The sequence below is a fragment of the Mesorhizobium australicum WSM2073 genome (genome assembly GCF_000230995.2).
GTDB classification, from domain to species: Bacteria; Pseudomonadota; Alphaproteobacteria; order Rhizobiales; family Rhizobiaceae; genus Mesorhizobium; species Mesorhizobium australicum.
On the sequence record NC_019973.1, the window covers coordinates 1,652,851 to 1,664,872 of the forward strand.

Consider the following 12,022-nt stretch of genomic DNA (forward strand, 5'->3'; position numbering starts at 1 on the left):
AATTTCCTGGCCGCGGCGAACCGGCCTGTTTTGTGAAAAGACCATCGGCCGGCATGGTTAACCGGCGGTTAATTCCTGGCTCGTTTAGGCTCTTCAAGAGGGCTCCGGTGGGGAAGCGTTAACCATTTGTGTTTACGCAAAAGAAACGAAAAGCGAACACGCGCAATACTGGGGCCATGATGGCTGACGAACGAACCGCGCGCCCGGTTTCCGGCGAAATCATGACCGATCCCGCGGCAATTGCCGCGGTTGACCGGATCTTGCGCGCCCCGGCGGCTGATATCATCGATGCGGATTATATGGTGTTGCCGCGGCCGGCCCCACCAGTCGGAAATGTGACGCCGCTGCCGCGTGCGATTGTCCCCCCGGCCATCGAAGGCATGGACATGCTGCGCAAGCCGGAAATGCCAGCGGAACGGCCGCCGGCCTCGCGCGGCGGTCCGATCTTCTGGATCGCCGGCATCGGCGCCGCCCTTGCCGCCTTCTGGGTCTCGGGCGGCCATGCGCTGGTGCGCCAGGCACCGTTCCTGCCCGGCGCGCGAGCGTCGGCGCTGACCATTTCAGGCGTGACGTCACGCATCGATGCCTCCGGCGCCAATCCGGTGCTGTTCGTCGACGGCGAGGCCGCCAATGACGGGACGAGGCCCGCGACAATGCCGCCACTCGAAATCCGGGTGACGGGCAATGACGGCCGCACAACCCGCTATACGCTGGGGACATCTGGCCATTCGCTGGCATCGGGCGAAAGATTCGGCTTTGCCAGCCGGCTCGACGTGCCTAAGAACGGGGTAAGGACCGTTTTGGTCACCTTCGCCGAATAGCGTGTGTCGATATTCAGGTGAAGCCGGCCTGCAAACGGTGGTTCCCTGCGCTTCCGGTGCTCACGTACGCTCCGCTCCGGTTCTCGGAAACCACTGCTTTCGGCTCGGTCTGACCTGACTCTCAACACACGCTCGGTGTGAAGGCGTTTCGGAAAAAAACTGGAGGGGGCGAGAAATGCCAAACGTGCGCGGCAAGGACATCGAAGTGCTGTTTTCGGCATCGGCGATCGCGCGGCGCAATCTCGAACTCGCCAAGGAGATTGCCGGGCACGACTATCACGATCTCCTGGTGATTTCGGTGCTGAAAGGCTCGTTCATCTTCGCCGCCGACCTGATCCGCGCCATGCATGATGTCGGCCTGTCGCCGGAAGTCGAGTTCATCTTCATCTCCAGTTATGGCGCCGGCACAACCAGCGGCGAGGTGAGGGTGCTGCGCGACATCGACAACGAGGTCGCCGGCCGCGACGTGCTGTTGATCGACGACATTCTGGAATCGGGCAAGACGCTGAGCTTCACGCGCGACCTGATGCTGTCGCGCGGCGCGAAAAGCTGTTCCATCGCCGTGCTGCTCGACAAGCGCATGCGCCGCCAGACCGCGCTGAATGCCGATTATGTCGGCTTCGACTGCCCCGATTATTTCGTCGTCGGCTATGGCATGGATGTGGCGCATGCTTTCCGTGAATTGCCGTTCGTGGGTGTGGTGAAAGGCGATGTGTAAGGCGAGTGCCTCGCACCGGTGAATCCTGAAAAAGGCCTTAACGGTGTCAGGAAAATTAGTCTGGGCGAGCGCCTGGGTTTTCAGGAAAAGTCAACGTTTCGCCACCAAATATGCCGGCCATGGCAAAGCTTTTGATCGTCGAGGACGATGAGTCCGTCCGCACCCTCGCAGCCCGCGCGCTCGAACGCGCCGGCCACGCAATCGATATCGCCGCCGATGGCGCGCAGGGGCTTTCGCTGATCCGCGCCGCAAAAGGCGGGTACGATCTCGTCGTCTCCGACATACGCATGCCGGAGATGGACGGCATCGAGATGGCGGTTGCGGCAGCCGCGCTTTTTCCCGCGATGAAGATCATGCTGATGACCGGCTATGCCGACCAGCGCGAGCGCGCCGATGAATTGAACGGCATCATCCTCGATGTTGTGCAAAAGCCCTTCACGCTCGCCGAGATTCGCTCTCGCGTCGAACGGGCGCTGATCTGCTTCGCCTGATCAGGCTGGATCCCTGGCGACAAGCGCCGGTGCCGGGCTGGCGCGGCGCTCGGTGTTGAATGCCAGCAGACCGGCGCCGATGATGAGCGCCGCGCCGATCACCGTCGCTGACCTGGGCACCTCGGCGAAGAACAGGAAACCCCACAGCGGCGACCACAGGATGCCGGTATATTCGAAGGTGGCGACGCGGTTGGCCTGCGCCAGCCGGTAGCCTTGCGAGAGCAGGATCATGCCGGCCGAGGCGACGAAACCGCAGGCGGCCATCTTGAGAAAATCCGGCAGCGTCGGCGCGATCCATGGTCGCACCAGGAATTCGAGGCTCGGGTGGACGGCGTGGGTTATGCCCGCAATGTGGAACGTGCCGGCGACGACGGCCGCGCCGACGAGATAGGCGCCGTTCTGGTAGAAGGCCATGACAGTGGACGATTCGGTATCGCCGATCTTGCGAGCCATCAGCTGCGAGAAGGCGTAGAGCACGGCCGAGCCCAGCGACAGCAAGGCCGCCCAGTCGAACAGCCCGGCGCCGGGGCGCAGCATCACCAGCACGCCAAGCATCCCGATCAGCACGGTCGACAGCGTCTGCCAGGAAACGCGCTCGCCGAGATAGGGGCCGGCCATCGCCATGATGCAGAGCGGCGCCATGAAATAGAGCGCCACGGCGTCGGCCAGCGGGAGGGCGGCGATGGCCAGGTAATAGACCGTGTAGGAGGTGAACTGGATGAAGGCGCGTATCGTCAGCAGGCCGAACCGTTTCGACAGGATTGCCCGCAGCCCGACATCGGCGTGAACCAGAACGATCAGAATCGGCAAGGCTACGATCGAGCGGATCGCCATCACCTCGGTCACAGGGTAGCCGCTCGACACGGCTTTGACGAGCGGATCCTGCAGCGAGAAGACCAGCACGCCCAGGCACAGGCTCAGGATGCCGCGCACCATCCTATTCTGCATCCGTTCAGGCTCCCGCGCATCCGATCCGGCGACGCTCACCAGATCAAAAAGAACCCGCCACCGTTTTCGGGTAGCGGGCACGAGTGAGGACTCTTGATTGGTCCGCAGCCGATTTCGCGACTGCATATCCAATGGGTGAGGCGATTATCGTTCGGCGTTTGACATGTTGCAAACGAATTGGAATGATGCCAGTGATCAAATCTACTTATGATGGATGCCATGCGGCCAACCCTTGATAGTGATCTCCTGCGTACCTTTGTCGCCATCGCCGAGGCCGGCAATTTCACGAGGGCCGCCGAGCAGGCCGGCCGCACGCAATCGGCCGTGTCGATGCAGATGAAGAAGCTCGAAGAGCTGGTCGGCGACAGCCTGTTCGAGCGAGGTTCACGCGGCGTCGCGCTGACGCGGCGTGGCGGCGAACTCATCGTCAATGCCCGCCGTATCGTTTCGCTGCTCGATGAAACGGCGGCGTCGATGGCGGCGGCGCCGCTCGGTGGGCCGGTTCGCATCGGCATTCCGGAGGAATATGGCCACGCCATCCTGTCGCGCGCGCTCGGCGCATTTTCGAAGCGTCACACCAAGGTCGAGGTCACCGTACGCTACGCGCATTCGGAGGCGCAGATCGCGGCGCTCGCCGCCGGCGAGCTGGATTTATGCGTGGTGTTCGAATGGCAGGATCCTTCCGGCGGCGAAGTGCTGATGCATGATCCGACGGTCTGGGTGACGTCGAACCTGCATCACATGCATGAGGAGCGCCCGGTGCCGATCGCGCTCTATAACCGCGCCGGCTGGTGTAAGGACTTCGCCATCAAATCGCTGGAGCAGCGCGGCCTTGCCTACCGCGTCGCCTATACAAGCGATACCAATGGCGGCCTGAAGCTTGCCGTCACCTCAGGGTTGGCGATCGCGCCGATCTCACGCAGCAACATTCCGGCGGACTGCCGAGAGCTGACGTCCGCGGACGGGTTCGGCGACATCGATTCCTCCAATGTGGTGATGCATCGCAACCCGAATGCGTCAGGCGAAGCAATCGACGGCATGCAGGAGGCAATTCGCGAGGCGTTCGTCAACAGGTAGACGGCTCCATGGAAATGAAGCTGGTCCCTCTCGCCGCTTCCTATTTCAGCTCCAGCAGCCGTTCCAGATAGCTGCGCTCGATGTCGGGGCTGAGCGCATTGCCGAGCCGCTTGCGGATCGCTTCCAGGATCTGGCGCGCGCGCTGGACGTCGATCTCGTCGGGCACTTTCACCGAATCGCCAAAATCGGGACCCTGGCTGGCGCGCGGCCGGCCGAGCGGGTCACGGTCGGCATCCTGCTGGCGGCCGCCTTCCTGGCTGCCGCCCTGGTCGCCCTGCATGGCCTGCATCTGTTTCATCATGTCCTTGGCGCCTTTGCGCAGCGCCTCGAGCGCCCGGCCCTGGTGGCCGACGGCCTCGTCGCCTTGGCCCTCGCCAAGCGCCTGCTCGGCGCTGCCCATGGACTTGCCGGCCTCGCCAAATCCTTCATTGGGCTCCATGCCCATGCCCTCGAGGCCTTTCTTCAGCTGCTCCAGATCGCTCTTCAGCTGGCCCTGGCCCTCCTGCAGCTGCTTCAGCGCATCGGCGAATTCCTGCGGCGTCATCGGCTTTGGCTCGCCATTCTCGCCGGGCTTGCCGTTTTCGTCAGATTGACCTTGCTCATCGGTCTGGCCAAGCTGCTCGTCGCGGTTGCGGCCGCGCTGGCGCTCGCCGCGCTGCATCTGATCCATGCGGAAGGTGTCGTTCATCATCTCCTGCTGCCGCCGCAGGATCTCGCCAAGCTTGTCCATCTGCTGACGCATCTGGCTGTCCTGCTCGCCCCCCTGCTGCTGGCGACCGGCCTGGAGGTTGTTCATCATGTCCTGCAACTGAGACAGCAATTGCTGGGCCTTGTCGCGATCGCCCGACTTCGCCAGATTTTCGATCTGGTCCATCATGCGGTCGATGTCGCTCTGGCGCAGCTCCTGGCCGTTCTGCTGCATCTGCGGCGCGTTCGGGTTCTGCTTGGCGCGTTCGGCGAATTCCTGCAGGAACTGGTTCATCGCCTCGCGCAGTTCCTTCATCGCCTTCTCGATCTCGGCATCGCTGGCGCCATTCTTGATGGCGTCCTGCAGTGCCTGCTGGGCTTGGCGCAGCCGCTTTTCGGCCGCCGAGAGATTGCCCTCCTCGATGCCAAGCGCGATCTCCCAGAGGTAGGCAACCTCGCTGCGCAATTGGTCGTCGTTCACCGCCAGCTTCAGCCGGCTCATCGCGCTCATGATGGCGAGGTAGTGGGACATGGTATCAAACGTGTCTTCGGGCCGCAGCGTGATGGCCTCCATCAGGTCGAGCACGCGCGGCTTGGCATTGGCGTCGAGCGCAAGCAGGCGGCGCTGTTCGATCACCGCGCGTGCCAGCGGGTTGGTGAACGGCCGCTCGGGCATCGCGAGCGTCTTGGTTTCGCTTGAGGCGGTGTGGCCGGCGTCGTCGGTGGCGACCAGCGTCAGCTTGATGCTGCTGCCGGCCCAGACATGCTCGGTCAGGTCTTTCGTGGTCTTGGCGGCATTCAACTTGCCGCCGCGGCGCGGCAGTGTCAGCAGCATTTCGGGCGGACCATAGAGCGGATGCGCACCCGGCGGCTGCGGGTCGGCCAGCGCGAAGACCGCCTTGGCGGTGGCGGCGCCGTAATCGTCATCGATCTGATAGTTGAGCTCGAAGGCGCCGTTGGCGGCGCGCTTGGGCTCGCCGACGAAGCGGATCTGCGGCGGCTTGTCCGGGATGACGGCGAAAGCCCAGCGGCCAAGCTGATCCTCCCCCGATTTCAGCGTCAGCGTCCCGTCGCCGGTCAGCTTGCTGGCGAACTGGCGCACCTTCGAAGGCGAGGCGGACGACACCGCCGGGCTTGCTGCCGGCTTGGCGGCGGCTTGCGGGCTTGCGGGGTCGATGGCGCGCGCATTGCCGTCCTTGTCGGCATAGGCAAGCGTTTCCTCGCCCGAGCCTCCGGTAACGCGCAGGGAGACGTCGCTTCCCTCGGGGACATGAAAAGTCGGCGTCGCCTGGTTGGCGTCGGCAGTCAGGAAGATCGGCGGCTTGCCGGTATAGGCCGGCGGCGTCACCCATGCGTCGATGCGCGGCGGTACGGCGTCGAGCGTGCCATGTGCGCTGAACCCATCTGTCAGCCGGCCGCCGGTCGGCCCGAAGGAGAAGGCAAAGGCAGTGACCAGCAGGAGCGCCGCCACGGCGCGCAATCCCCACGGGTCGCGCTCCGGCACGCGCGTGCGCGGCAGATCGGCGCCGAGATTGTCGAGCTTTCCAGCCATTCGCTTCTGGTGCTCGCGCCAGAGCGCCTGCGAGAAACTGCTTTCCTGGCCGCTGGGCCGGTCGCTCTGCACCTGCACCGGGCTGTGCAGCAGTCTGTTGGCGGCTTCGATGCGGCGATCGATCTCGGCCGCGCCAGGTATGCGGAAAAAGCGCAGCGGATAAAGCGCCGCCAGACCTGCCAGGCAAAACATGGCGATAAGGCCGATGCGCACCACGTCCGGCAGCCGGGGAAAAATACCGAACCAGGAGACGCTGAGAAACAGGCCGACGACGATAATGAGCGGAAGCAGCAGCGGCCAGCCACGCTCGATCGCCATCGAGACCCGCGTCGCCAGCCGGCTCAAGGCCAGGCGTCCGGCCAGGCCGCGACTGCTGCTGAAGGTGGGTCGTTCGGTCATCGGCCCTTCCTGGAGCCCTGTTCCGTCCTGAAGGACCGCAATGGGCTCTATCTCTTTGGGCATGATCTGTTCCGAAACTTGGATTCTATTTTTCGGGATCATGCGGCGAGGCGGACGGGATAGCCCAAGCCTCACGACTCGAAGAATACCAGTAAACACGGCAAAGGCGAGGCAGTTTGAGAAAACGTGAAGCCTGCCGAAATGGTTGCAATCAGAAATTGGCGGGGTTTGCGTTGGCCCCACAGACCAGCACGGCGACCCGTTCGCCCGGTGTCGGCGCGTAGCGGCCGGACAGGATCGCGGCAAAGGCGGCGGCACCACCCGGCTCCGAGATGATGCGCACGCGGTTCCAGAGCGCCTTCTGGGCGGCGATGATGTCGTCGTCGCTGACCAGGATGGAGCGTTCGACGAAGGCTTCGGCGATCGGGAACATCATCTCGCCGACCCGCTTCGGCGCCAGCGAATCGGCGGCGATGCCTTCCGCCGGCGCGTCCACCGGATGGCCGGCCTCGAAGGCGCGATGAAGCGTCGGCGCACCCTCGGGCTCTACGGCGACGATGCGGATGCGGCCGGCATACCAGGCGGCGATGCCGCCGATCAGGCCGCCACCACCGACGGCGACCAGCAGCGTGTCGATCTCAGGCAGATCGCGTTCGATTTCGAGCCCGAGAGTGCCTTGGCCGACCAGCGTCTCCTCCTGGTTGAAGGCGTGGATCTGCAAGGCGCCGGTTTCCTCGGCGAACCGTTCGCTGGCGGCCAGCGCTTCGGCATAGCGGGCGCCGCCGACAACGAGGTCGGCGCCATAGGCCCGGATGCGGTCCAGCTTGGCCTGCGGGCTCACTTCGGGAACGAAGATGGTTGCTCTGTGGCCAAGCCGCATGGCGGCGTAGGCGACGGCAGCGCCATGATTGCCGCCCGATGCGGCAACGACGCCGGCCTCGGGAACCGGCCGCTCCAGGAGGTTGGTGAAGGCGCCGCGGGCTTTGAACGAGCCGGAATGCTGCAGGCATTCGAGCTTGAGGTCGATCGCCAATGGCCCCCGATCGAAGTCGGCCATGTCGACGCGCAGAACCGGTGTGTGCCTGATATAGGGGCGGATGCGCGGTTCCATCGCGGCGATGCGTCCGCGTGTGACGACGTTGCCCTGCGACATCAAAATCTCCTTGGGATTGACAGCAATTAGTAACTTGGCAAAATGGCTAAATGCAAGAGGTTGATGTCTTCAAGGCGATCGCCAACGAGCGCAGACTGCAGATTCTCGACTGGCTCAAGAATCCACGTGCGCATTTCCGGGCACAGGCGGATGGCGATCTGGTCGAGGACGGCGTCTGCGCGCTGCTGATCGCCGAGAAGCTCGGCATCACTCAGGCGACGCTTTCCGAGCATATGCGCGTGCTCGTCCAGGCCGGCCTGCTCAGAACCAAGCGCATCAGGCAATGGACCTTCTACCGCCGCGACGAGGACAGGATCGCCGACGCAAGGGCACTCATCCAGAACCGGTTATAGCGCAGAACCGGTTATAGCGTCGCGGCAGGGCGGCTTACGCAAGCCAGTCCGGCACCGAATCCAGCCCGATCAGCTCGTCATAGGTCAGGCGCGGACGCACGACATGGAAACGGTCGCCGTCGACCAGCACCTCCGGCACCAGCAGGCGGGTGTTGTAGGTGCCGGCCTGGACCGCGCCATAGGCGCCGGCGGTGGAAACGGCGACGAGATCGCCCGCCATCAGCCGGGGCAGGTCGCGGTCGAGGCCGAGATAATCGCCGGTCTCGCAGACCTGGCCGACCACGTCGACCACCATGCGCGGCGCGTCGGCCGGCGGCTGCACGACCGGCTTGATCTCGTGGAAGGCATCGTAGAGCGTCGGCCGGATCAGGTCATTCATGGCAGCGTCGACGACGAGGAAATTCTTGGCGTCGCCCTCCTTCACGAAAATCACTTCAGAGACCAGGATGCCGGCATTGCCAACGATCAGCCGGCCCGGCTCGAACATCACCTTCAGACCCAATTTGGTGACATGCTTGCGGACGATCTGGGCATAGGCGTCGGGCAAGGGGGGCGGGTTGTTGTCGACGCGGTAGGGAATGCCGAGACCGCCGCCGAGATCGACATGCTCGATGGCGTGGCCGTCGCCGCGCAGCGCTCCGACCAGGTCGACCAGCAGGGCGAAGGCGTCGTCGAAGGGCTGCAACTCGGTGATCTGGCTGCCGATATGGGTATCGATGCCGGTGACCTTAATGCCCGGAAGCGTTGCCGCGCGGGCATAGACCTGGCGCGCCCGCTGCCAGGGAATGCCGAACTTGTTTTCAGCCTTGCCGGTTGAGATTTTCTTGTGGGTCTTGGCGTCGACATCGGGATTGATGCGCAGCGAGATAGGCGCCACCTTGCCGAGCGCCACGGCACGTGCCGACAACAGTTCGAGTTCCGGCTCGGATTCGACGTTGAAGCAGAGAATGCCGGCTTGGAGCGCAAAGTCCATTTCGCGGGCGGTCTTGCCGACGCCCGAGAACAGGATCTTGCCGGCCGGGACTCCTGCGGCGAGAGCCCGGCGCAATTCGCCTTCCGAGACGACGTCGGCGCCGGCGCCGAGCTTGGCCAAGGTCCGCAGCACCGCCTGGTTGGAATTGGCCTTCATGGCGTAGCAGACCAGCGTATCGAGCCCGGCAAAGGCCTGGACGAAGACACGGTAGTGCCTAGTCAGGGTCGCCGTCGAATAGCAATAGAACGGCGTGCCGACCTGTGCGGCGATATCAGGGATCGCCACGTCCTCGGCATGCAGCACGCCATCGCGGTAGTCGAAATGGTTCACGAGTGTGGTTCCGGAAGTTGAGGCACGATGCGATCGGGTTTGGACAAGACCAATCCCGCCTTCATCGGCGCTAGATCAGCGGGTCGAGAATGAACTTCTTGTCCACGACCGGTTTTTCCGGTTCCGGCGGCACGGGCTGGTGGGCCTTCTCGGCATCCTTGCGTGCTTGGACAGCCGCCTCATAGGGCGTGTCCAGGCCCGCCTTGCGGCCGCAGGCGGTCACGGAGGCAAGCGCCGCAAGCAGCGTCAGCGTCACCAAAATCCTGCTTCCGGTCATCGATCCATCCGTCCGAAACTCTCTGTCCGCCGCTGCTTTTAGCCGAGTTCTCGGTGCATTGCACCCCGGATATTGCTGATCGCGATATCCGGCATTACGCCTTGGCGAGACGCTTTTTCCAATAGCGGATCTGCTTTCTCACTTCCGACGGTGCGGTGCCGCCGAAGCTGGTGCGGCTCTTGACCGAGTTCTGCACCGCCAGCACCGAGAATATGTCGGAAGTGATGCCTGGGTTGATCGACTGCAGATCCTCCAGCGAAAGCTTTTCCAGGCTGACCTTCCTGTGTTCGGCCAGCGCCACCGCGCGGCCGGTGACATGATGCGCCTCGCGGAACGGCAGGCCCAAGGTACGCACCAGCCAGTCGGCGAGGTCAGTGGCGGTGGCGTGGCCGGAGCCGGCGGCCTTCTTCATCGCGGCGGCATTGACCGTCATGTCCGCAACCATGCCGGTCATCGCGGCCAGCATCAGGTCGAGCGTCTCGGCCGCGTCGAACACCGACTCCTTGTCTTCCTGCATGTCCTTGCCGTAGGTCAAAGGCATGCCCTTCATCACCGTCAGCAGGCCGACCAGATGGCCGTTGACGCGGCCTGTCTTGCCGCGAACCAGTTCGGCCGCGTCGGGGTTCTTCTTCTGCGGCATGATCGAGGAGCCGGTGGAAAAACTATCCGACAGCCTGATGAAGCCGAATTGCGGCGTCGACCAGATGATGATCTCCTCGGCCAGCCGCGACAGGTGAGTGGCGCAGATCGCCGCCATGGCAAGGAATTCCAGCGCGAAATCGCGGTCTGAGACGCTGTCCAGCGAATTGCGCATCGGCTCGCGAAAGCCGAGCGCGCTCGCGGTCTGGTGACGGTCGATCGGGAAGCTGGTGCCGGCAAGGGCGGCGGCACCGAGCGGGCTCTCGTCCATGCGTTCGATGGCGTCGCGCACGCGCGACAGGTCGCGCGAAAACATCTCGACATAGGCCATGCAATGATGGCCGAAAGTGACCGGCTGCGCCGCCTGCATGTGGGTGAAACCCGGCATGACGGTCGCCGCATGTTCCTCGGCTCGCGCCAGGAGGGCCATGATCAAGCCTTTCAACGCCTCGGCGACACGAAAGCATTCGTCCTTGACCCAGAGCCTCAGATCGACGGCCACCTGGTCGTTGCGCGAACGGGCGGTGTGCAGCCGGCCGGCCGCCGGACCGATGAGATCGGCAAGGCGGGCCTCTATGTTCATGTGGATGTCTTCCAGCCGCGTCGAAAACTCGAAGCTGCCGCCCTCGATCTCTTTCAGGATCGTGTTCAGACCGTGAGCGATTTTTTCTTGATCGGCCGCCGAAATAATGCCCGTTTGCGCCAGCATCTCGCTATGAGCGATCGAGCCTCTTATGTCCTGCGCGTAGAGTTTGCGGTCGAACGAGATCGACGCGTTGATCGCTTCCATGATCGCGGCCGGACCCGAGGCAAATCGTCCGCCCCACATCTGGTTGCTGGTCTTCTTGTCGCTCATGGCTATAACCCGTGCTTCGGAGCAGTTTGAGAATATGGCAGACGGAAACAGATTTTTCCCGGCCCGGCGCCTGATCCTCGCCGCCCTGATGGCGGGAGCGCTGGCCGGCGCGGTCGCGGTATATGTCAGCGAGAGCCGGTCTGGCAACAACGCCGCGCCCCAAGCAGCCGCCGGCGACAGCAAGGACGATGTCGCCTGCGCCGCCAAGAGCGATCGCGCCAAGAAGGTCGCGGCCGCGGCCACCGGCGAGGTCGCGGCACTTTTGCCGGCCGATCCGCCGCAGTCGATGAGGAGCCTCGCCTTCCACGGTCCGGACGGCAAGCCGATGACGATCGCCGATCATGCCGGCAAGACCGTGCTGCTCAATCTCTGGGCCACATGGTGCGCGCCCTGCCGTGCCGAAATGCCGGCGCTCGATGCGCTGCAAAAGGAGAAAGGCAGCGACGCCTTTCAGGTCGTCGCCGTCAACGTCGATGCCGGCGACGACGTGAAACCGAAGAAGTTTCTCGCCGATACCGGTGTGCACACGCTCGGCTACTACCGCGATTCGACGATGACACTGTTCAACGACCTCAAGACGCGCGGTCTGGCGCTCGGCCTGCCCGTCACCATGCTGATCGACGGCGAAGGCTGCCTGATCGCCCACATGAACGGTCCAGCCGAATGGGCGGGCCCCGATGCAAAGCGGCTGGTCGAGACGGCGCTCGGGTCGTGAGCCAGAGCACCTCCAGGATAGTGTGTAACGGTT

The 12,022-nt window shown here is 63.9% G+C and carries 12 protein-coding genes; 6 read left to right on the top strand and 6 right to left on the bottom strand.

The features are described from left to right. Positions 1-176 precede the first annotated feature (176 nt). From MESAU_RS07900 to MESAU_RS07910, 3 genes are all read left to right on the top strand, one after another. Positions 177-821, top strand: a complete 645-nt coding sequence (locus MESAU_RS07900) for a cadherin-like beta sandwich domain-containing protein (protein WP_015315534.1) — start codon at positions 177-179, stop codon at positions 819-821. A gap of 175 nt (positions 822-996) precedes the next feature. Further along, a complete protein-coding gene (hpt, locus tag MESAU_RS07905) occupies positions 997-1,539 on the top strand; it encodes a hypoxanthine phosphoribosyltransferase (RefSeq protein ID WP_015315535.1) in 543 nt (180 codons plus the stop codon). Positions 1,540-1,658: 119 nt separating this feature from the next. Then, positions 1,659-2,030, top strand: coding sequence for a response regulator (locus tag MESAU_RS07910; RefSeq protein WP_015315536.1), 372 nt, complete (start codon positions 1,659-1,661; stop codon positions 2,028-2,030). On the opposite strand, the gene MESAU_RS07915 is transcribed toward MESAU_RS07910, so the two are convergent. Next, on the bottom strand, positions 2,031-2,978 hold the full coding sequence (locus MESAU_RS07915) for a DMT family transporter (RefSeq protein WP_015315537.1): 948 nt from the start codon (positions 2,976-2,978) through the stop codon (positions 2,031-2,033). Between the two features lie 219 nt (positions 2,979-3,197). On the opposite strand from MESAU_RS07915, the gene MESAU_RS07920 reads away from it, so the two are divergent. Beyond that, positions 3,198-4,055 carry a LysR family transcriptional regulator gene (locus tag MESAU_RS07920; protein ID WP_015315538.1) on the top strand — a complete coding sequence of 286 codons (858 nt, stop codon included), beginning with the start codon at positions 3,198-3,200 and terminating at the stop codon, positions 4,053-4,055. Between the two features lie 40 nt (positions 4,056-4,095). Here the strand turns inward: MESAU_RS07920 and MESAU_RS07925 are convergent, their stop codons facing one another. Together MESAU_RS07925 and MESAU_RS07930 are read right to left on the bottom strand one after the other, a co-directional pair. Further along, a complete protein-coding gene (locus MESAU_RS07925) occupies positions 4,096-6,693 on the bottom strand; it encodes a TIGR02302 family protein (RefSeq protein WP_041163661.1) in 2,598 nt (865 codons plus the stop codon). A 211-nt stretch (positions 6,694-6,904) separates the two neighbouring features. Next, the gene (locus MESAU_RS07930; RefSeq protein WP_015315540.1) at positions 6,905-7,846 is read right to left on the bottom strand and encodes a threonine/serine dehydratase; all 942 of its coding nucleotides are present in this window, start codon (positions 7,844-7,846) and stop codon (positions 6,905-6,907) included. A gap of 50 nt (positions 7,847-7,896) precedes the next feature. Here MESAU_RS07930 and MESAU_RS07935 point away from each other — a divergent pair, with 50 nt between their 5' ends. Continuing rightward, positions 7,897-8,199, top strand: a complete 303-nt coding sequence (locus MESAU_RS07935) for an ArsR/SmtB family transcription factor (protein WP_015315541.1) — start codon at positions 7,897-7,899, stop codon at positions 8,197-8,199. A 34-nt stretch (positions 8,200-8,233) separates the two neighbouring features. On the opposite strand, the gene lysA is transcribed toward MESAU_RS07935, so the two are convergent. The 3 genes from lysA to argH form a co-directional block, all read right to left on the bottom strand. Next, entirely contained in the window at positions 8,234-9,502 is a 1,269-nt protein-coding gene (gene lysA, locus MESAU_RS07940; RefSeq protein ID WP_015315542.1) for a diaminopimelate decarboxylase, read from the bottom strand. Positions 9,503-9,572: 70 nt separating this feature from the next. Continuing rightward, complete coding sequence (locus MESAU_RS07945) at positions 9,573-9,779, bottom strand: lipoprotein (RefSeq protein ID WP_015315543.1); 207 nt, start codon at positions 9,777-9,779, stop codon at positions 9,573-9,575. Between the two features lie 94 nt (positions 9,780-9,873). After that, on the bottom strand, positions 9,874-11,274 hold the full coding sequence (gene argH, locus MESAU_RS07950) for an argininosuccinate lyase (protein ID WP_015315544.1): 1,401 nt from the start codon (positions 11,272-11,274) through the stop codon (positions 9,874-9,876). Positions 11,275-11,308: 34 nt separating this feature from the next. On the opposite strand from argH, the gene tlpA reads away from it, so the two are divergent. Further along, positions 11,309-11,989 carry a thiol:disulfide interchange protein TlpA gene (gene tlpA, locus MESAU_RS07955; protein ID WP_015315545.1) on the top strand — a complete coding sequence of 227 codons (681 nt, stop codon included), beginning with the start codon at positions 11,309-11,311 and terminating at the stop codon, positions 11,987-11,989. Positions 11,990-12,022 lie beyond the last annotated feature (33 nt).

Excerpts from the sequence above, each read along its gene's own strand:
- MESAU_RS07900 (WP_015315534.1), top strand. The coding sequence starts at position 177 with ATGATGGCTGACGAACGAACCGCGCGCCCGGTTTCCGGCGAAATCATG.
- hpt (WP_015315535.1), top strand. The coding sequence starts at position 997 with ATGCCAAACGTGCGCGGCAAGGACATCGAAGTGCTGTTTTCGGCATCG.
- MESAU_RS07910 (WP_015315536.1), top strand. The coding sequence starts at position 1,659 with ATGGCAAAGCTTTTGATCGTCGAGGACGATGAGTCCGTCCGCACCCTC.
- MESAU_RS07915 (WP_015315537.1), bottom strand. The coding sequence starts at position 2,978 with ATGCAGAATAGGATGGTGCGCGGCATCCTGAGCCTGTGCCTGGGCGTG.
- MESAU_RS07920 (WP_015315538.1), top strand. The coding sequence starts at position 3,198 with ATGCGGCCAACCCTTGATAGTGATCTCCTGCGTACCTTTGTCGCCATC.
- MESAU_RS07925 (WP_041163661.1), bottom strand. The coding sequence starts at position 6,693 with ATGACCGAACGACCCACCTTCAGCAGCAGTCGCGGCCTGGCCGGACGC.
- MESAU_RS07930 (WP_015315540.1), bottom strand. The coding sequence starts at position 7,846 with ATGTCGCAGGGCAACGTCGTCACACGCGGACGCATCGCCGCGATGGAA.
- MESAU_RS07935 (WP_015315541.1), top strand. The coding sequence starts at position 7,897 with ATGCAAGAGGTTGATGTCTTCAAGGCGATCGCCAACGAGCGCAGACTG.
- MESAU_RS07945 (WP_015315543.1), bottom strand. The coding sequence starts at position 9,779 with ATGACCGGAAGCAGGATTTTGGTGACGCTGACGCTGCTTGCGGCGCTT.
- argH (WP_015315544.1), bottom strand. The coding sequence starts at position 11,274 with ATGAGCGACAAGAAGACCAGCAACCAGATGTGGGGCGGACGATTTGCC.
- tlpA (WP_015315545.1), top strand. The coding sequence starts at position 11,309 with ATGGCAGACGGAAACAGATTTTTCCCGGCCCGGCGCCTGATCCTCGCC.